12 protein-coding genes and 1 pseudogene are annotated in these 20,314 nt (G+C 43.0%); 7 read left to right on the forward strand and 6 right to left on the reverse strand.

Going from position 1 to position 20,314, the window contains the following annotated elements:
- Positions 1–245 precede the first annotated feature (245 nt).
- Both FNW02_RS07990 and rpsT read right to left on the reverse strand, forming a co-directional pair.
- Entirely contained in the window at positions 246–1,031 is a 786-nt protein-coding gene (locus tag FNW02_RS07990) for a TatD family hydrolase (protein ID WP_191757107.1), read from the reverse strand.
- A gap of 114 nt (positions 1,032–1,145) precedes the next feature.
- Entirely contained in the window at positions 1,146–1,439 is a 294-nt protein-coding gene (gene rpsT / locus FNW02_RS07995) for a 30S ribosomal protein S20 (RefSeq protein ID WP_191757012.1), read from the reverse strand.
- A 1,018-nt stretch (positions 1,440–2,457) separates the two neighbouring features.
- Between rpsT and hisD the strand changes: the two genes are divergently transcribed.
- From hisD to FNW02_RS08015, 3 genes are all read left to right on the forward strand, one after another.
- Complete coding sequence (hisD, locus tag FNW02_RS08000; protein ID WP_191757013.1) at positions 2,458–3,759, forward strand: histidinol dehydrogenase; 1,302 nt, start codon at positions 2,458–2,460, stop codon at positions 3,757–3,759.
- Between the two features lie 493 nt (positions 3,760–4,252).
- A complete protein-coding gene (locus tag FNW02_RS08010; RefSeq protein ID WP_191757015.1) occupies positions 4,253–4,696 on the forward strand; it encodes a universal stress protein in 444 nt (147 codons plus the stop codon).
- A complete protein-coding gene (locus tag FNW02_RS08015) occupies positions 4,693–5,289 on the forward strand; it encodes a Uma2 family endonuclease (RefSeq protein ID WP_191757016.1) in 597 nt (198 codons plus the stop codon). Before FNW02_RS08010 ends, FNW02_RS08015 begins: the two co-directional genes overlap by 4 nt.
- Positions 5,290–5,658: 369 nt before the next feature.
- Here FNW02_RS08015 and FNW02_RS08020 read toward each other — a convergent pair whose 3' ends face one another.
- Complete coding sequence (locus FNW02_RS08020; protein WP_191757017.1) at positions 5,659–6,045, reverse strand: hypothetical protein; 387 nt, start codon at positions 6,043–6,045, stop codon at positions 5,659–5,661.
- 725 nt (positions 6,046–6,770) lie between these two features.
- On the opposite strand from FNW02_RS08020, the gene hslO reads away from it, so the two are divergent.
- Positions 6,771–7,682, forward strand: coding sequence for an Hsp33 family molecular chaperone HslO (gene hslO, locus FNW02_RS08025; RefSeq protein WP_191757018.1), 912 nt, complete (start codon positions 6,771–6,773; stop codon positions 7,680–7,682).
- Positions 7,683–7,828: 146 nt separating this feature from the next.
- Positions 7,829–9,913 (forward strand): chromosome segregation ATPase, encoded by a 2,085-nt coding sequence (locus tag FNW02_RS08030; RefSeq protein ID WP_191757019.1) that lies wholly within the window; start codon positions 7,829–7,831, stop codon positions 9,911–9,913.
- A 77-nt stretch (positions 9,914–9,990) separates the two neighbouring features.
- Here the strand turns inward: FNW02_RS08030 and FNW02_RS08035 are convergent, their stop codons facing one another.
- Complete coding sequence (locus FNW02_RS08035; RefSeq protein WP_191757020.1) at positions 9,991–11,454, reverse strand: serine hydrolase domain-containing protein; 1,464 nt, start codon at positions 11,452–11,454, stop codon at positions 9,991–9,993.
- Between the two features lie 47 nt (positions 11,455–11,501).
- Entirely contained in the window at positions 11,502–13,016 is a 1,515-nt protein-coding gene (crtD, locus tag FNW02_RS08040; protein ID WP_191757021.1) for a C-3',4' desaturase CrtD, read from the reverse strand.
- Between the two features lie 705 nt (positions 13,017–13,721).
- Between crtD and FNW02_RS08045 the strand changes: the two genes are divergently transcribed.
- Together FNW02_RS08045 and FNW02_RS08050 are read left to right on the forward strand one after the other, a co-directional pair.
- Entirely contained in the window at positions 13,722–15,059 is a 1,338-nt protein-coding gene (locus tag FNW02_RS08045) for a P-loop NTPase fold protein (protein ID WP_191757022.1), read from the forward strand.
- Entirely contained in the window at positions 15,029–20,110 is a 5,082-nt protein-coding gene (locus FNW02_RS08050; protein WP_191757023.1) for a WD40 domain-containing protein, read from the forward strand. The genes FNW02_RS08045 and FNW02_RS08050 overlap by 31 nt, the downstream gene beginning before the upstream one ends.
- On the opposite strand, the pseudogene FNW02_RS38485 reads toward FNW02_RS08050, so the two are convergent.
- Positions 20,107–20,307 (reverse strand): annotated as a pseudogene (locus FNW02_RS38485) (GNAT family N-acetyltransferase); the annotation flags it as partial. The gene FNW02_RS08050 and the pseudogene FNW02_RS38485 overlap by 4 nt on opposite strands.
- Positions 20,308–20,314 lie beyond the last annotated feature (7 nt).

Here is a 20,314-nt window from a genome sequence, read left to right on the forward strand (position 1 = left end):
TGCAAAAGCCTAGCTTAACTTGGTTAAGCACGGTTAGTTTTGTATGAAGCGCATCCGCTTGTAGAGAATCAGAGGATGTTACAGTCGGTAACAACACAAAAGTCAGGCTGAAAAATTCTTAGTTCCTTACCTTTATCATTATGCCGTAAGCAAAGTGTTTTGGAGGGAATAATCTTAGCATATTTTCGTCCTTCTAAAGTTTTATTTTTTTTTGACTACAACTTATAGCAGTACTCAGCCACACTTTATAGTGACAGACCGAACAATTCACGAGCATTTTGGGTGGTTTGGGCTGCGATCGCCTCTACCGTTTCTTCACGCAGTTTGGCTATTTGCTCTGCTACATAACGTACATAGGCTGGTTCATTGCGCCGTTCACCTCGTTTGGGAACCGGAGCTAAAAAAGGGCAGTCTGTTTCAATTAGTAAGCGATCGCTACTCACCATAGCAGCTGAGGATTGGATAGCTTTGGCGTTTTTGAATGTTACTGTACCGCTAAAGCTGATGTAGAAACCTAAATCGAGAAACCATTGAGTTTCTTCCGGCGTTCCACCCCAACAATGCATTACACCTCGTATACTTTTTCCTTGCAGTTTATGCCATTTTTGCAACACTTCTCTGACTTCAACAGCAGCATCCCGGCAGTGGATAATTACTGGTAAGTCGAGTTCTGATGCGATCGCCAACTGCCCTTCAAATACCATGCGCTGTTGCTCATAGTTATCTGCTTTGTAAAAATCCAGCCCCATTTCCCCGATTGCCACCACTTGAGAATCAGAACTAGCCAAAGATTTTATTTTTTCGGCTGTCTCGTTATTCCATTTATCAGCATCTAAAGGATGCAATCCCACGGCAAAGCTGACTTCGGGAAATTTCTGTGCTATGGCTTGAATGCTAGAAAACTCCTCAGGGTGAACACAGGAATGTACTAAACGTACTACACCTGATTGCTGCCATCGCGATCGCACTGTTGCTAAATCTTGCTCAAAAATATCAAAGTTAAGATGGACGTGGGTGTCTATCAACTGCATCATTTATCCTCTCTTACAAAGTCTGAGCGCCGGAAGTCGGCGCTCAGACTTTGCGCTTTGCCATTTGTCCTTAGTCATTTGTCCCTATGATGACTAACAACAAATGACTCATGACTACTCAGTTTGTGTGAGGGGTTTTAGTCGATTAGCCAATTTTGACTTTTTCCTTGCCCCATTATTGGGGTGAAGCACACCCCGCTTTACGGCTTTATCGATTTTGCTGTAAGCCTCGGATAGCCGAGACTCTACTTCTTGTTTTGATTCTGGGGTAGGATTAGTTGCATGGACATCAACAGCACCAATATATTTTTTCATCAGCGTCTTTACTGCTGATTTGTAAGCTTTATTACGTAGCCGATTGCGTTCTGCGATTTCGGCGCGTTTGAGAGCAGACTTTGTATTCGCCACAGTCAATTCCAAAAAGACTATTAAATATGTACACACACTACTAGACTTACTAATATAGCATTCATATTGCCAATGTTAGAATTTCCTAAAAAAATCCCTCTCTTGAGTCTTACCAAAAAGCTAGCGAAAACTCTGATTTCAAGCACGCGATGTGACTGATTTGCAGTTTTAATCACAGTGGCTCTGATAAAATGAATACATTAGACTTATCATTAACCAGATTGCTCAGCTAAGTCTGACAAAGTCCGAGAAAAAGAATGAAATATTTGTTGAAACGAGGCCGGCAGTCGGTCTAAGTCTGTGAACATATTCAAACGAAAGATGAGCAATTATGTCAGAAAGGATGGTTGAAGCAGGAATTTTCCACAGATAAAGTCTATGTTTTCAACAATCTCATAGCTGTAGCTATAGGGAGTGTCAAAGTCAGGTTCTAAGATGAGTGCTAGAAAAAAAAGATTTGACATCAATTCTGAGATATATCGCCAATCCTGGAAATGCGTTAGAATTGAGTACTTAAATAAATAATGAACCTAACTGGTCACTACTTAATTAGGCAGTGCGTCCTTAAAGAGGATGTACCGTCAATGGTAAGGAACTGTAAACTTCTAAAATTAGAGGTTTAAATGCAAAGACTCGATATATCGTGTCTGTACACATGCTAGTTACTACTAGTTACTAAAGTAGAAAAATCAGCAAAAATTATACTCAGACCTGACCTCTCATAAGCTGGAAATGAAATGTGAAAACACACTTCTGTATCCTCGCAAGAAGTGAGAGGTAGGGCATAAGGTTAGTGGTAATGGCACACCCACTCCCTGCCGAGAAACCGACTAGGTTTGTCAGACTGAGCAATTAAGTTGCCTTCTCAAGTAAACCATATGCTGGTAGCCTTGGGAGTATCAAAAAAATCCGGGTTAAGCTAAAGAAGAGAAGAAAGTGAGTTCCATATCCCAAGTGGGTAAAGAACAAGACTGATTCTCAGGCGGGAATATTATAATTTTGGCATTGTCCTTACTCCATGCTGCGAATCATTACTCAGCAGGCAGACGTCAGAGCAGAACTACAACGTATCTGCGATCGCACTCATGACGAACAGGTGCTTCACAAAGAAGCAACGGTGCGGGAAGTGTTGCAAGCAGTCAAGCGCCAAGGCGATAAAGCTGTATTGCATTACACAGCCGAATTTGACAACCAAACTCTCAAACCTGAAGAACTACGTGTTACAGGCTCAGAGTTGGATGCAGCTTATCAACAGGTGTCGAAGGAGTTGATGGAGGCAATTCGGCTGGCTTGCCGCCAAATTGAAGCGTTTCATCGTCAGCGAGTACCAAAAAGCTGGGTACACTTTGGCGATGATGAAGTGGTGCTGGGTAAACGCTATACCCCCGTAGACCGAGCGGGGTTATATGTGCCTGGTGGTCGCGCCGCCTATCCTAGCACGGTACTGATGAATGCAATTCCGGCCAAGGTAGCTTGTGTACCTCAGGTAGTCATGGTAACACCACCTGGAGCGGGGAAAGCAATTAACCCAGCAGTTTTGGTGGCTGCCCAAGAAGCAGGGGTGCAAGAAATCTATCGTGTCGGTGGCGCACAAGCAATCGCGGCTTTAGCCTATGGCACAGAAACGATTCCGAAAGTGAATGTGATCACTGGCCCAGGTAACATTTATGTCACCTTAGCGAAAAAACTTGTCTACGGCACAGTGGGCATTGATTCTTTGGCGGGGCCAAGTGAAGTACTGATTATTGCGGATGAAACGGCAAATCCAGTTTATGTCGCCGCTGATTTGTTAGCTCAAGCCGAACATGATCCGATGGCGGCAGCGATTTTGCTGACGACAGATGCTAGTTTGGCAAAAAATGTACAACTTGCTGTGGAAAGACAGCTAGTTGATCACCCACGGCGAATAGACACAGAAAAAGCGATCGCTCACTACGGTCTGATTGTCGTTGTAGAATCCCTAGAAGCAGCCGCAGAATTCTCAAATGAATTTGCCCCCGAACACCTGGAATTAGAAGTCAAAGACCCTTGGGCACTAATTCCCCATATTCGTCACGCTGGAGCTATCTTCTTGGGTTATTCTACACCGGAAGCTGTAGGAGACTATTTAGCAGGCCCTAACCATACGTTGCCGACTTCTGGTGCTGCTCGCTATGCTTCGGCATTGGGGGTAGAAACTTTCCTCAAACACTCCAGTATTATTCAATACTCACAAACTGCACTGCAAAAAGTTGCTGGTGCAATTGACATACTAGCAACAACCGAAGGCTTACCTTCTCACGCCGATTCAGTACGACGCCGAATTCAGCAGGAAGAGTGATTTGAAATGCTTAATTTTTTCTTATAGTGTTGGAAAAAGTCACTCCTTGGCTCCACACTGAAAGTTTAGACACCAGTTGCCTCACAGGAGGAGCCACTGTGTGGTAGCCAGCCAGCAATTCACGGAGGATTGTTTCCCAACGAAATTGTGGTAGGTAGTCCAAAGAAAAGTTATGTTAGCGAGTCTTGCCTGCGGCACGCTGCGCGTAGATTGCTTCCCCGTAGGGGTATGCCCAAAGCGGGAACGAGCATTACTGGCGTTACAAGCATCTAAAAGTTTGCTTCTGGGCAAACTTTCAGGAAGGTTAATCCCAACCCAGGCAATTTGAGAAAAGGTTCTCTACGCCAGATGCTACCGAAGAAAACCATAGCAACACGCTGGCTCTACTATATAAACTAAGTTCCCAGCATGGAAATTGGTTGATGTAGCATCTGCCAAGAACCTTTACCAAGAACTTAATATAAGAAAGTCTACTCTTGAGGAGACGAGAGCGGTGCTAAAAACTATTTTGGTAGCTCTGGACGGTTCAGAAATTGCAGAACGAGTAATTCAGACTTTAGATAGTTTGGTGTTGTCAAAAGACACTAGAGTGATCTTCTGTCATGTATTCCATAACCCCGATTCGGAGACGGAACTACCTGCTGATCGTCCTCATCCAGAGTCACCAACACTTTCTTATTTCCATATTGAAAAACAATTGCAATCCTATCAAGAGCAAATATCAGTTGATAGCGAATTAGAGCTAGTAACTGGCGATCCTGCTGACGAAATTATTCGTCTTGCTAATATTTATAAGGCTGACTTAATTATAATTGGCAGTCGTGGATTAATTGGTATGAAACGAATTGTCCTAGGTTCTGTTAGTAGTCAAGTGGTGGAAGAGGCTAATTGTTCGGTGTTGGTGGTAAAACCGAACCAGAATCAAGCAATGCCATGACTATAACCCCAGCAGTCACTAAACGACTTACCTTTGAAGAATATCTAGCTTATGAAGATGGCACTGATACCCGTTATGAATTGGTTAATGGAGAATTAATTCCCATGAGTCTGGGAAGTGGACAACATGGGGCAGTAACAGAATTTCTTAATGTTTGTTTTCGAGAAGAAATTATCCGGCTAAAGTTGGATTGGACTTCTAAACAAATGGTTATTGGTATTCGTTCTCCTCGTGCTGGCAGATGGGAGACATCGAGAATTCCAGATGTAGTTGTGATTCCATTGCCTCAGTGGCGGGAGTTGAGAAACCGAGAGGCAATTATCGAACTCAACGAACCACCCCCCTTATTGGTGGTGGAAGTCGTCAGTGAATCAACAAAAATCGTAGACTATCGAGCCAAGCGAGTTGAGTATAACGTTTTAAATATTCCAGAGTATTGGATTGTCGATCCATTAACGAACAAAGTAACTATCTTCACATTGATTGAAGAATTATACGAACCAGCAGAGTTTGTTGGTAGCGCTCGCATTCAATCTCAAACTTTTCCTGAGTTAGAATTAACAGCCGAGCGAGTATTGACCGCCGACAATTAAAAGTAATTTAAAGATTTAAAGAGTTTAAATCCTCACTTGGTTAGTCACTAACTTCTTAAGAAAATCTTGCATTTTAAATTTGCCTTTGTCATGAGTGTTACTGCTAACGCGATTACACCTCAAGCTAACAGCAATATTCCTGTTGCACTTACTATGAAATAATAATTCAGCTCGATAGACTTGCTCTTTTCAAGGGCAATCAATCCTATGCCATTCAATTAGGCATGAAATTTACAGTCAACATTCTTTTTCTAGAAGAGACTGTTCTGACATTTATCTTGAGAGCAAGACTGCTAAAGGATTTATAGGCTGATTGAGAATACATATAGAGACAAGGAAATCCCCCTTGTCCCTACTTCCAGCCGACTATTAAAGCCCTGGAGTTGCCAGAAATTGGCGCAAACTCAACAAACTTAGAGTTTGACCAAAGTTCAGGGGTAGGATTGACACTCCCTCTAAGCGAGACTGTACCCAACCTTCTCCCCAGTACCATTCGTGAAACCCGTCAATTCCTCCACTTAGGAGTAAGCGCAAGCAGTTAGGTTTTAGAACGTCCACTTGATGGCAAATCGCAACTGGGCCAGTCCAAGTTGTAAATTGTAATCCTGGAAGTAATTCTTCTGGCATTCCGGGAGCAAAGCGTTGCACTATAAGCCATTTTTCTAGTTGTTTTGAATGTACCAGGCTATTGTGAATTGCATCTGCTGATGCTTCTATTTCGATCCGTAGTTGGCTTTGTTGAAAAGTACCCAGCATTTTTTAAGATTATATTCAGTTAGAGTGAGTTGTTGTTTTAGTATTGCAAAGCTCAGTAGAAAATACTCCTCAATATTTTGTTTTCTCTGTGAGCAAATGAGAATCATAAGTTAATTTTGTTAAGACATTTGGCACTTCTCATACATTAAATGATTATTACCCATATTTTTTCAATCTTTTGCTTTGTTGCTATCCCACTTGAAAATAAATTTCAAAGCTAATATTTAAAGTCTGTTTTAACTGAGATATTGCACTCCTATCAACAACTGCCCAGGAATTCATTCCTGCTTATAGCAAAAGTTTTCTTTAGAAGACTGATCATAGTTCAAGCCTACTAAACGTGAAGTTGGGCTATTAGCACGTAAATTTATTTTTGAGCAGAATAGTTGGCTTATTGAGAATAGTGGAAGATTTCAGTTAAAAGTGGCTTTAGCTATGAACCTGCGATGTAAATCGTAGGCAGACTATGGGTTTGACAACAATTTGACTCTTATAAAGATGTGGATAATGACAAGACATAAAATGAGGAGAGTTCTTAAGTTTAGCTCAAATTCCTTTTAAGATATGTATTCACTAAATTAGTTGTTGGGTTTACTTGCTTCATGCTATTATAAACTACTGATTTAATATAAATTTAAGTTAAGTTTTGTTATAATAAGTAATAATCTCATTCCCATGTATAAAAGCAGGGGATTTTCAGTAAGACACTATTGGTAAGGTTTTTCATGGCGGATCAGTTAATTCGTGCCACGGCAGCCGAAGGTGGGATTCGTGCAGTAGGTGTGATTACCACACGCTTAACAGAAGAAGCACGAATGCGTCACAAGCTTTCTTATGTGGCAACGGCAGCACTAGGTCGAACTATGGCAGCAGGCTTGCTGATGGCTTCTAATATGAAGCGAACTGGGTCGAGGGTTAATGTCCGAGTCAAGGGTGATGGCCCTTTGGGTGGTATTTTAGTAGATGCAGGATTAGATGGCACAGTACGTGGTTATGTAGCAAACCCCTCTATAGAATTGCCTCCCAATCCTAAAGGTAAGCTAGACGTTGGTGGTGCGGTGGGTAGCGGCTACCTGTACGTTGTTAGGGATATTGGTTACGGTTATCCTTACTCTAGTACAGTGGAACTAGTTTCTGGTGAAATCGGTGATGATGTAGCTCATTATCTAGTAAATTCCGAACAAACACCTTCAGCCATAGTTTTAGGTGTGTTCGTAGGAGCAAGTGGAGTTACGGCTGCTGGAGGATTACTGGTACAAGTGTTGCCCAAAGCTGCTAGAGACGAAGCTCTAGTTGCAACGCTGGAATCACGGGTAGCTGCTTTAGCGGGATTTACGCCGTTGTTGCAAGCCGGGAAGACATTGACCGAAATCTTTGGTGACTTACTAGGAGATATGGGTCTAGCAATCTTTCCCGAAAGCCAAATGCTACGCTTTCACTGTGGTTGCTCTTTTGATCGCGTACTGGGAGCACTCAAGATTCTGGGTGAAGCAGAATTGCAAGACATGATTATTAAAGATGATGGTGCTGAGGCAACTTGTGACTTTTGTGGCAGAGTCTACCAGGCAAGTAGTGATCAATTAGCTGAGTTAATTGTTGATTTACAAGCAGAATCTACTCTCCAAGGAAAAGTATAAAAGGACACTAAGCCGTTAAATTGTTAATGGTATCTGTGGAGAAAGATAATTAAAAAAGTAGCTTTTTAAGCATGAGAAAGTTACTATGGCAGCAATGGAATTATCAACTTAAAACAGATCGCTGTTCAATTATTTTGGTGTGAGAAATGACAGAGCGGGATATTCCAGATATGCCTCCATCGGGAGCAAGAGAGCTAGATAAAAACACAATATTATCGCAAACACATCAATTAACTGAAACTCAAGCATTTGGTGTCCCAGCTGGTGGTTCAACCTCCAAGTCAGTGAAGCGGCGAAAAGAAGAAAATTCCGTTAGCTTAGCGTCTCGTAAAGAAGGATTACCTATAAATAATCACTCAGAAGACACTGTTACACTCAGTGGTAGTTCTAAGAAATTACCACGCTGGCTGAAAAGCTGGGTGTTATGGTCTGTACTGCTAACTTTATTGATTCCTGGCAGTATAGGTTTCCTGGCGATGGCAATACTGTTGAAGTTGCCATCTGCTCCAAACTGTCCATCTATTTTTTGGCCGTTGGCTAGTGCGTCAGTAAGGTTACACTGCGCTCAGTTAGCGGCTTCTAAGCAGACGGTAAATGACTTGTTGCAAGCGATCGCCCTAGTAAAACAACTACCAGAAAGTCACCCACTGCATGGAGAAATTGATCGTTTTTTAGAAGAATGGTCGCGCGATATTTTGCAGCTAGCCGACCAGAGTTTTCAAGCCGGGAATTTAGAAGAAGCGATCGCTACTGCTCGCAAGATACCCGAAGACCTGCCAACTTCCAAATTAGTAGACGATCAAGTTTCTAAATGGCAGTCAGTCTGGTCGAAAGCAGAAGGCATCTACCAAGACTCAGAAAAGGAATTGCAACAAAGGCGCTGGCAATCAGCGTTTATGCTGGCGGCTAAATTACTGCGCGTGGATAATAAATACTGGGCGAGTACTAAGTACGATCAATTGAATCGCACAATCACCACAGCGCGAGAAGATGGCGATAAGTTAGCAAAAGCTGAAGGTTTAGCGAATACCAAAATCGTAGATAATCTACTAGCAGCTATCAAGCTAGCCGAGTCGATTGGTCAAAATAGCTACTTTTATCAAAAAGCTCAAGAGTCAATTCCAGCATTTGGACGTAAAATGCTGGAGTTGGCACAGGCCAAGCTAGATAAGCGGAATGCAGATGACGCTCTGGATATTGTTAGACAAATTCCTGAAAATACAGGGCTGCAAGCCGAAATAGATGACTTTATCGCCTTGGGTGAGGCGCAAAGAAGTGCGTGGATAGGTAATGTTTCTGGGTTAGAGGCGGCGATCGCGCAAGCACAACAAATTGATCCATCAAGGCCAGTGTATAACAAAGCACAAGAGCTTGTTGCTCGTTGGCAGCTGGAAATTGAAGATGTTGCCCGCCTAGAAAAAGCCCGAATACTGGCTAACCAAGGAACAGTCAATGATCTAACAGCAGCGATCGCGGAAGTTCAGCTGATCCCCGCTAGTAATCCTCGTGCCCCAGAAGCTAGGCAAGAAATGAGTCGTTGGCGTGCCCAAGTAGAGACCATCGAAGACCAGCCTTACTTAGAACGTGCCGAACAGATAGCAGTATTCGAGGATATTAACTCCTTGCAAGCAGCGATCGCTGAGGTCAGCCAAGTCCGTAGAGGTCGTGCATTATATCCAGAAGCACGAAGAAAAATTCGTAATTGGACAGCGAAGATTCAGCGAATTCAAGATCAGCCCTACTTAGATCAAGCGCGTGAATTAGCTCAGAGTGGTAATCTACCTGCTGCAATTAGCACAGCTCAACAAATTGCATCGTCGGGAAGGTCACTTTCTGGTGAAGCACAAGCGGCTATAGATGATTGGCAAGGACAAATTCGCGCCAAAGAAAACTGGCAGAAAGCGCAAGAAGTAGCAGTTGCCGGCACACCAGAAGCTTTAGTTGAAGCAATACGACTGGCGGATCGGGTTCCAAATAGTAGCATCTTACGCATGGATGCAAATTTTGCTATTGACCAATGGAGTCAGCAATTACTAGAAATAGCACGCTCCCAAGGTCAGTCTGATATTGCTAGAGGTATTGAGACTGCTAAGTTGGTTCCACGAGGTAGTGCTGCTTACGCAACCGCTCAAGAGCAAATTAAGACTTGGCGGCAATTTCTCAATCCTGAGCCTCAGCCTGATTCTGAGCAATTTCAGCCATCAACGCCAATAACTCCTAATGGACAGTAATTTGCCGTCTGCTTGAATTCATGGGTAGAGACGTTGTATTGCAACGTCTCTACAAATGTTAACCATGCCTACATTTTTCACGCTTGTCTCTCTGCTCTAATCTGTTTATCTGCTTGTTGTCTTAAACTCATGACACCTGCTTGACATAATGTCATTGCAGTAATGTTGCCCGTGTCATCCTTTTCAAAAGAAATACTCGTATTCACGGCTTCAGCAAAGAACTCTGATTCTGATGTGGGGAAGAACTGTAACGGTGATTGTTGCCCACATTGTAGGAACAAATTCCCATGCTGATTCATTACTTTGAACTGCAATCCAGATTTTGTTAAGTATAACCCTGAGTAAAGGTCAGCTTGTGGCAAGGTGATGACTGGTTTTTCTAGCGGGAATACATCAGGCCAGTCATACTCAAGGGCAAGCGATCGCATTACTTCCTGCATAGGCTCGATTTCATGCGAGTTGAGCATGACAACAGCGCCTTTGCCAATGCGTGCGTAAACACGCATTAATGCTACAAATCCTTCATTACTACCACTATGAAAAAAGTAGAAACCATCGCCAACTCCACCACCTGCAAAGAATCCCAATCCTACAAATAATCCATTCCCTAATCCGACAAATGATTCATTCGCTTGTTGTGTTTGCTCTGGCTGTTGGGGATGCAATATTTCTTCTACCGTCTGTTTACTCCACACGACAGGAGGAAACCCATGCAATACTCGCATAAGTTCGACTCCGACCTTGGCTAAATCTGATGCCGTTGTCCACAAACCTGCTGCTGCCATCTCAGGATAAACGTGATGCTTGCCTTCAAGTGGAATACCAGAGAACGAGTGAGCCGTTGCTGCTTTTGCTAACCAATCATTCGGGAGCGGCTGCTGGTAGGTGCTATTTGTCATGCCTAATGGATCTAACACCAATTCGTGCATAATTTCTGGAAAAGGTTTGCCAAGCAAATCAACCAATAGCTGTTGAGCAACTGTCGTTCCGCCACCCGAATAGCGATAATGCAACCCAGGAATGATATTGACCTCTACTTTCTTAGTATTAGCCGGAGGTTCACCATTGAGAACTTGAACCGTAGTTGGTAATAGCTCTGAGTTTAGATAGCCAGGAAAGCCATGCACAGTCAAGCCAGCAGTATGGCTCAACAACTGGCGCAGAGTTATCCGGGGTTGCCAATCTCCGATCGCAGGCACACGCCATGAGGTGAGATAGTTATTGACATCCTCATCAAGGTTGAGACGACCTTCTTGTACAAGACGCATAATTGCTAAAGCAAAAACAGGTTTGCTAATTGAGGCTGCTTGAAACAACGTGTTTGGTGTGACTTCACGGGTTGTTCCAGTTTCACATACCCCAAATCCACGCGCCCATTCGATTTCAAAATCATTAATGACGGCAACACTGATGCCTGGGGTGTGGTAACGCGCCAATTGCTCATACAGGGTTTTCGGTAAACTGAATTTTCCTTCCAGCGCTGTTGCTGGCAGAAGATTATTGATGATACGCTCAATGCGCTGCTCTACAGATTGCAGCATTGGTATACCGTGCTTTCTTGTTCTGGGTTTGTCAGTGCTATCCGATTCTACTTTAGCGCTTCAATCTGCCTGACTACTGTTAGCGCTGAGTAACTCACCCCAGCAGTACCTTCGCCGGGATGGGTGGAGTCACCGACTAACCATAGATGATTAATGGGTGTACGATTAGCAAAACCAAAAGGGCCAAAGGTGGGTATCCTTTGACCAATGCCACCGACTATACCGCGATCGCGTGCTGTGTAATGAGCAAAGGTACGGGGTGTTGCGGCTTCTTGATGGATAATAGTTTCCGGTTTCAAATAGAAGTATTGAGCAAGACGGGCGATCGCCTCTTCTGTATACTTTTGTTTGAGTAATGGATAATTGTCAGTAAGCCACCACGGTGTAGGATCGACAAATGAAGAAGCGATAATTGTCGATTTTCCGTCTGGGGCGCGACCATCTCCAGGATGGCTAACGGAAACAAATAGAGAATTATTTTCGCCAATCGGGCCATTGGCATCATATAGAAATTGTAGGTGGGGAGGACACTCAGGCGGAATCGCACTGTCATCTACGCCTAAATAGACTACAAACGCTCCCGATGCTTGGGGTAGTTTTTCTACCCGGTGTTTATAGCCAGATGGAGCCTGTTCTCCTAACAACTGCACCAGGTTTTGCACGGCGACATTTGCAACTACATGGTCAGTTGCTTCTGTCCACACTTCGCCAGTTTTCTGATTTCTGATGACGAGGGCGGTAGCTTTGCCATTTTCTACTTTGATTTGTTCGACTGTGTGGCGCATTAATAGTTTGCCACCATCTCTTTCTAAAGCTTCTACTAAGCGATCGCTTAATACCTGCATACTACCCTGGAGGTGAAACAATCCTTGGGGTAGTTGGGATACACTCAACGCTGTTGCAGCATATAGTAAGGCTGTTTCTTCAGCGTTGACCTGAGAATACAGTTTGAGTTGCAAATCCAAAAACGTTCTCAGCCGTCTGTCATTTCCCAGCCCACACAACCGTAAAGCATCTCCTACAGTAAACAAGGTGAATGGTACAGTAATTAATGTACTGGGACGCACTGCCTGAGTTAGCTGCCATAAGTCCCACAAGTTACGCGGCGGTAGCACCGGATCGCGTCCTTGAAATTCCCAACTGGCTGCAAACAAAGTTGCCATCAACTGCCAAAAAGGTTCGCTACCGGGAAACTGCCTTTGTCTTTCTGCTTGCCATTTCTCTGGGTCGCGCCAGACGTTAATTGGTGTCACTTCACCAGGCAAATATACCGCACAAGCAGGATCACAAGGTGTCGCTTCAGGTAAATCTATTGCCAATTCTGAGAAAATGCGGTGGTGAATTCCTCCTGATTCTAACCCCGCTACTTGAGTCGCTCCCACATCAAAGGTAAATCCCTGACGTTTAAATGTAGAAGCACAGCCTCCAGGCACAAGAGCTTGATCCAAAATTAAGACGTTGTAACCTCTATGGGCTAATAATGCCCCAGCAGTCAGCCCACCAATTCCCGCACCGATGATAACAACGCGGGATTTACTTTTGTCAATAGCAAGACTAGACATTGATACTTAATTTTAAAATTCTTAATATTTCTACTTATAATCTTACACGATCGCTAAACCTTAACTTTTACAAGCACAATCCTCTTAGTCTTTTTCAATAATCAAAGCGGATTCCCATATCCGCAGGAACTCATTTGTAAAAGAGCTATTCAAGAGAATGAAGGACAAAATTTTTATTAATTATCATAACCAGGCGATCGCCTGACAAAAAACCGGGCATTTACATTTTTTTGTTAACTGAAATACCACAATGGTAATTAGGTATTTCTCATCAGCTACAAATATTTTTCCTTTAGTGTATCAGGAGATGCGATCGCGTTAATTGATATGCTTATATTTAGGACTAAAGCTGATGATAATTTGAGGTTTTGATGAGTAGTACTGAAAATAATTTAATATTCAGGAACACAGCAGAATTGTACTCAACAGTACCTTTTTCTTAGCTTGATATTTTTACAATTTATAGAAATACATTTTTCTCTGTAAACTATTTTTTAATTCGTACTTTTAGGAGTATTTGTACTTATTATTTAATAAATGAAAGCATCACCGGATGGCTCACATCTATGCGAAACAATCCGGAATGCTGTTATTTTAGTTTGTAATTGGAGTGAGATGTATTACAGTAAAGCATAAATTACCAAAAGTAAATATATTTAGCAGATTTTGTAATCTCCACTGTTCCCTAACTGGAGTCGATTAGTTATGCTCCTAGATTTAGAAAGATTTTATCAGGCTTGCAATCCGAGCAGACCGCTAATGATAGGAAATCTGCGCGATCGCCGATACTATATAGATTTTGCTGCGGTGCGGGGTGGCAAAATCATTGAAGCTTTGCAGCGCACGATTACCAAGATATCGCCAGATGCACCGACTTGTCAGCTATTTACAGGGCATCTCGGCTGTGGGAAATCAACAGAATTGTTGCGGCTCAAAGCTGAGTTAGAGGAGCAAAAATTTCATGTAGTTTACTTTGAGTCTACCCATGTCCTTGAAATGGCGGATGTGGATGTGACTGATATTTTATTAGCGATCGCGGGGCAGGTAAGTGAAAGCCTGGAAGCGATGAAAATTGGGTTAAAGCCGAAATATTTTACCAAGTTGTTTGCTGAAATTAGAGATTTTCTGCAAACGCCTATTGAACTTGAGGTAGAAGCAGAGTTGTCTGTTGGGATTGCCAAAATTACAGCCAAAACTAAAGAAAGTCCACAGTTAAGACGACGATTAAGAGACTACCTAGAACCGCGAACGGCAAATATTTTGCACTCAATTAATAAAGAATTGCTAGAACATGCCAACAAACAGTTGAAAGCCCTAGGTAAACAAGGATTAGTGGTAATTGTTGATAACCTAGATCGGGTAGCAATTCGACCTTTACCATCAGGGCGATCGCTGCCAGAATATTTATTTATTGAGCGGGGTGAGCAGCTACGTAAATTGCATTGTCATGTAGTCTACACTATTCCCCTAGCCCTGACTTTCTCCAACGACAGCGCTGAACTTCAACATCGCTTAGGTGGTGGCGTAGCGCCTAAAGTATTGCCAATGATCCCAGTGCGTTTACGCTCTGGAGAGATTTTCCCCCAAGGACTGGCAATGATGCGACAAATGGTATTAGCTAGAGCCTTCCCAGACATCCTACCTAGCGATCGGTTAGGCTTAATAACACAAGTGTTTGATAATCTGGAAACCTTAGATCGGTTGTGCCTGATTAGCGGTGGTCATGTCCGCGACTTGTTAGGGTTGCTGTTTGACTGTCTCCGAGAACAAGACCCACCCTTTGAGCGGGACTGTGTTGAACTGGTGATTCAAAGACAGCGAGATTACCGAGCTAACGCCCTTGATCCCCATGAATGGGAATTAATCTTTCAGGTGGTGCAACAGCAAAGAGTCGGTGGTGACATAGCATATCACACCCTATTGCGAAGTCTGTTTGTATTTGAATACCGCGATCATCGAGGAGCTTGGTTTGCCGTCAACCCAGTTTTAGCAGAGACGCAAAAATTTAAATCATGGTTGAACGACACCCACAAGCAGATGTAAAAGCAACTAACGAGCGTGCTTTGCGGAGTTTGGGACGAGCAGTTGCTCTTTCTAGCGGTCAATTCTCCGTAGTTTTGGTGTGCTGTAACTATAAAGCCTTGCAAGAGCGCGTGTTGCAACGACTCGATGAACTTTTTTTAGGGGCGTACCAGATTCAAAAGGTAGTTTTACCTCACAATGTCAGAAGTCTTTATACAGCTATCCATTTACAGCTTACAGAGCAGCAGCCATCGGCATTGATGGTTTATGGTTTAGATTCAGTGGATGGAATTGATGACTTACTGAGATCAATCAATCATATTCGTGATGAATTTCGCAAACGTCACCCATTTCCGATGATTTTGTGGGTGAATGATGAGGTATTGCAAAAGGTAGTACGTTTAGCACCAGATTTTGCTAGTTGGGCGGCTACACCGATTCGGTTTGAAATGACTACCTCGGAGTTGCTGCAATTTCTGCAACAGGAAACTAACTCTTTGTTCGCCACAGTTTTGCACAGTGATACTGCAAATCAAGAATCTCAAGTTGCAGACCATTATTCAACTTTAGAGCAAGCCTGGGAACATAGCTATGAACTCCACTTTGCCATTAGAGAGTTGCAAAATCGTGGTATCAGCTTAGAACCAGAATTACACGCCAGTTTGGAATTTGTTTTCGGTCTAGATGATTATGTTAGTGACAGAATCGATACAGCTTTAACCCATTTTCAGCAAAGCTTGCAGTTTTGGCAGCAGCAGGGGGAGGAGGGTGAGAGAAACAGAGGGGGGGAAAATTTATTTCAATCCATCCATCCACCCATTCCACCATCTCCTGATCTTCTGCGACAGGGAGTGTTACTGTTTTATATTGGGCTATGTTATTGCCGCTTAGCAGAGCAAAATCCGACAGAAAATCGCCGCCATTGGTCTGCTGCTAAATCTTATTTTCAGCAATGCTCAGATGTTTTGCAGCTGGCTGGACGTCCAGATATAGTCGCTGAATTTATTGGTCAACTCGCTGAAGTTTTGCAACATCTGCAAGAGTGGGAAGAATTGCAGATTGTTGCTCAAAAGTCTTTGGAGTTGCATCAAACCTATGGTAGTCAAATCCAACTTGCTTGTGACTACGGTTTTCTGGCTCAGGTGGCTGTGCAGCAGTCGCGGTGGGCACAGGCGAGTATATTGGCACATGTATCACTATTGAAATTAGCTGAGGCGCAAAAGCATAGTGATCCTTATAAATGCTTGTTCCCATTGCTTTTGGGGCAAATTTATTATTTAGTTTTAGCGAAAGCACAGCGAAATTTGGGTGAGCTAGAAGTAGCTGGTGAATATCTGGAAAAGGCAACAAAAGAACTTCCAGAAGCTTTAGAAAGTAGCGCACCTCAATACGATGCCCATCGTTATATTCGACTATTGCGGAGGTTGCGATCGCTTTATTTTGAAGAAGGTCGGTATCTAGAAGCTTATTGCATTCGCCAAAAACGACGTTCTGTTGAGCAGCAGTATGGTTTTCGGGCTTTCATTGGTGCAGGTCGCTTGCAACCTCAAAGACAAGCGACAAATCCAGCATTGATGTCATCTTCTGGGAATAGCAGCCTTGCTTTAGAAATTGCCGCTTCTGGTCGTGAACGAGATATTAATAACTTAATTGGCAGAATTAGCCGCGCTGATCAAAAGCTGACAGTGATTCATGGTCAGTCAGGAGTAGGTAAAAGTTCTACTGTAACTGCGGGCTTAGTTCCAGCACTGCAAAATCGCGCGATTGGCGATCAAATAGCCGTGCCTGTTGTACTGCAAGTTTATACCAATTGGGTACAGGAATTAGGAAAATCTTTAAGTGAGGCGATGACTCACATCAAAGGAGAAGCAGCCATTGCATCGGAAGCTTTATCGTACTCTATGGATGTTGCGATCGCCGGGATTTTGCAACAATTACGCGAAAACGCTAATGACCATCTGATCACAGTTTTAATTTTTGACCAGTTTGAAGAATTTTTCTTTGGTTATAGCGATCGCAATCAAAAGCAAGAATTTGATAGATTTATTAGCTACTGCCTCAAGATACCTTTTGTTAAAGTTATCCTCTCCCTACGAGAAGATTATTTGCATCGCTTATTAGAGTTTAAACATCTTTCGGCATTAGAAGCAATTAATAATAATATTCTCGACAAACATATCCGCTATCAGTTAAATAATTTTTCACCAGAATATGCTAAAGCGATTATCCGCAAATTAACAGAACGTTCTCAGTTTAATTTAGAACCTGCTTTAATTGATGCTTTGGTTGAGGATCTATCTACAGAATTTGGCGAAGTCCGCCCCATTGAATTGCAGGTTGTTGGAGCGCAAATCCAAGATGAGCGAATTACCAAGCTAGAAGAATATCTACCATATAGACCCAACAAACTTATTGAGCGATATATTAAAGAACTTATTAGAGACTGCGGCCCAGAAAATGAACGAGCCGCTTTACTCGTCTTGTATTTATTAACAGATGAAAGCAACAAACGACCTTTTAAAACTCGTGCTGAGCTAGCCACACAACTAGCAGAATTAGAAGATCCGGCTAAATTAGAGTTAGTATTAGATATTTTAGTGCGCTCTGGGTTAGTGGTTCTTTTTCCCGATGTTCCCGAACGCTATCAACTAATTCATGATTATTTAGTAGACTTGATTCGTTACTTGCAACAACAAGAATCAAGCTTACAGGTACAACTTAATCAGCTACGCTACAAAGTAGAACAGAGTCAATCTGAAATTGAGCGACTCAAAAGTGAACTTAGACAAAAAAAGCAGCAAGCTAAACTGGTAGATACTAATCCTCAGCAGGGATTAGATTTATTAACAGAATTGCGGGAGCTACGCAAGCGCGAAGAATTGAGTCAGTTGGAAATTGAGCAATTGCGCGCTGAACTAAAAGAAAAAGATTTAACAAGTCAACTAGCAGAAAGCCAAGAAAAACAAAGGCTCAGTGAAGTTCAATTAAATCGTTCTTTAAAAATTGCCCTAACTGCTTCCGTTCTAGCCATATTGGGGCTAAGTGTTTCTATAGTGACAGCAGTAGATAGCGAAATTAAAACCCTCAGCGCATCTAGCGAAGCCCTTTTTGCGTCACAAAAAGGTGTCGATAGCTTAAAAGAAGGTTTAAAAGCAGGTAGAAAACTGCAACACACAGTTTGGGTAGATTCCTATACGAGAGAACGAGTACAAACGGCTTTATACCAGTCAGTTTACGCGGTAAGAGAGTATAACCGTTTGGAGGGACATACGTCTGGGGTGAATAGCGCCACATTCAGCCCCGATCGCTCTTTGATAGCTTCCGCCAGTGCCGATAATACAATTAAGCTTTGGCGTCTTGATGGCAGTTTGGTCAAAACGTTGACTGGCCATGAAGATGTGGTTAACAGCGTTAGTTTTAGCCCTGATGGTCAAATTATTGCTTCTGCGAGTCAAGACAAGACGGTAAAACTTTGGAATCGAGAAGGTCAATTACTCAAAACCTTACCAGGGCATGAGGCTGTAGTGAATAGCGTCAGTTTCAGCCCTGATGGTCAAATTATTGCTTCAGCGAGTACCGACAAAACGGTAAAACTGTGGACTCAAGACGGTAAATTGCTCAAAACCTTACAGGATCATGATTATGCAGTCTTGAGTTTAGCTTGGTCGCCCGATGGTCAAATTATTGCTTCCGGGAGTACCGACAAAACGGTAAAACTCTGGAGTCGGGATGGTAAATTGCTTAAAACCCTACAAGGACACGATGATGCAGTTAAAAGTGTAGCGTGGTCGCCTGATGGTAAAACAATTGCTTCCGCTAGTTTGGATCAGACTACCAAACTCTGGAGTCTAGAGGGTAAGCTACTGAGAACCTTGTCGGGACATAGTGCTGGCGTCACTAGTGTAGCTTTTAGCCGTGATGGTAACACCATTGCTTCTGCAAGTACCGACGAAACGCTCAAACTCTGGAGTTCTGAGGGTGTGCTGCTAGGAACTCTGCGCGGACATAATAATTGGGTTAATAGCGTCAGTTTCAGCCCTGATGGTTACACTCTGGCTTCTGCCAGTCGAGACAAAACTATTAAATTCTGGCGTTGGGACGATGTGTTGCTGCGACCAAGGGTTAAGAATGATGATTGGGTAACTAGTATCAGTTTTAGTCTTGACGATCGCACCTTAGCCGCAGCAAGTCGAGACAAAACGGTAAAGCTTTGGAGCCGTGACGGTAAACTGCTCAACACCTTAAAGGGTCATCAAGGTGAAGTTTGGGGCGTTAGTTTCAGACCCAATGGTCAAGCGGTCGTCGCTTCAGCGAGTAAAGATAAAACAGTCAAGCTTTGGAGCCAAGATGGTAAAATACTCAACACCTTGCAAGGTCATAATGATGCGGTCTTGGGTGTAGCATGGTCAGCTGATGGTCAGACGATTGCCTCAGCGAGTAAAGATAAAACAGTCAAGCTTTGGAGCCAAAACGGTAAACTGCTCAATACCTTGCAAGGTCATAAAGATGCAGTGAATTGGCTAAGCTTCAGCCCGGATGGTAAGTTGCTAGCATCAGCTAGCGATGATAAAACAGTCAAGCTTTGGAATCGAGAGGGTAAACTTCTATATACCTTAACTGGTCATAGCCGTCGGGTTAACGGGGTAGCATGGTCGCCTGATAGCCAAACTATTGCCTCGGTTAGTACTGATAGCCTAGTGAAACTCTGGCGTCGGGACGGTCAGTTGCTAACTAATCTCGCGGGAGATGGTGACAGTTTTATCAGTGTCAGTTTTAGCCCCGATGGTAAGACTTTGGTCGCTAGCAGTGATGATAAAGTGAAGCTTTGGAACCGCCAAGGGACATTACTGATTGCTTTGAAAGGTGATAAAGGTGAGTTAACCAGTGTCAGTTTTAGCCATGATGGCAAAACTCTGGCTGTGGGTAGTGGCAAAGGCACGGTGATTTTCCAGAATTTGGCAGATATTAAGCTAGAAAGTTTATTAGCACGAGGCTGTAATTTACTAAAGGAATATTTGCAGACAAATCCAAAGGTAACAAAAAGCGATCGCGCCTTGTGCTCAAGTCGCTAAATTGATTTCTGTAAAAAATATCTTTTATATCCTAGAGGAAAGTCTTCCAAAACACCAAATATTTGATAATCTAAACGTTCGTAAAAACCCAAGGCTTGGAAACTGAAAGTATCCAGGTAGGCTTGACAGCAGCCACGTTGTTTAGCTGCTTCTTCGGCTTTTAACATCATTTGGCTTCCGTATCCTTGACCTCGTAGCCCTTCC

The organism is Komarekiella delphini-convector SJRDD-AB1, assembly GCF_014831675.1.
GTDB lineage: Bacteria > Cyanobacteriota > Cyanobacteriia > Cyanobacteriales > Nostocaceae > Komarekiella.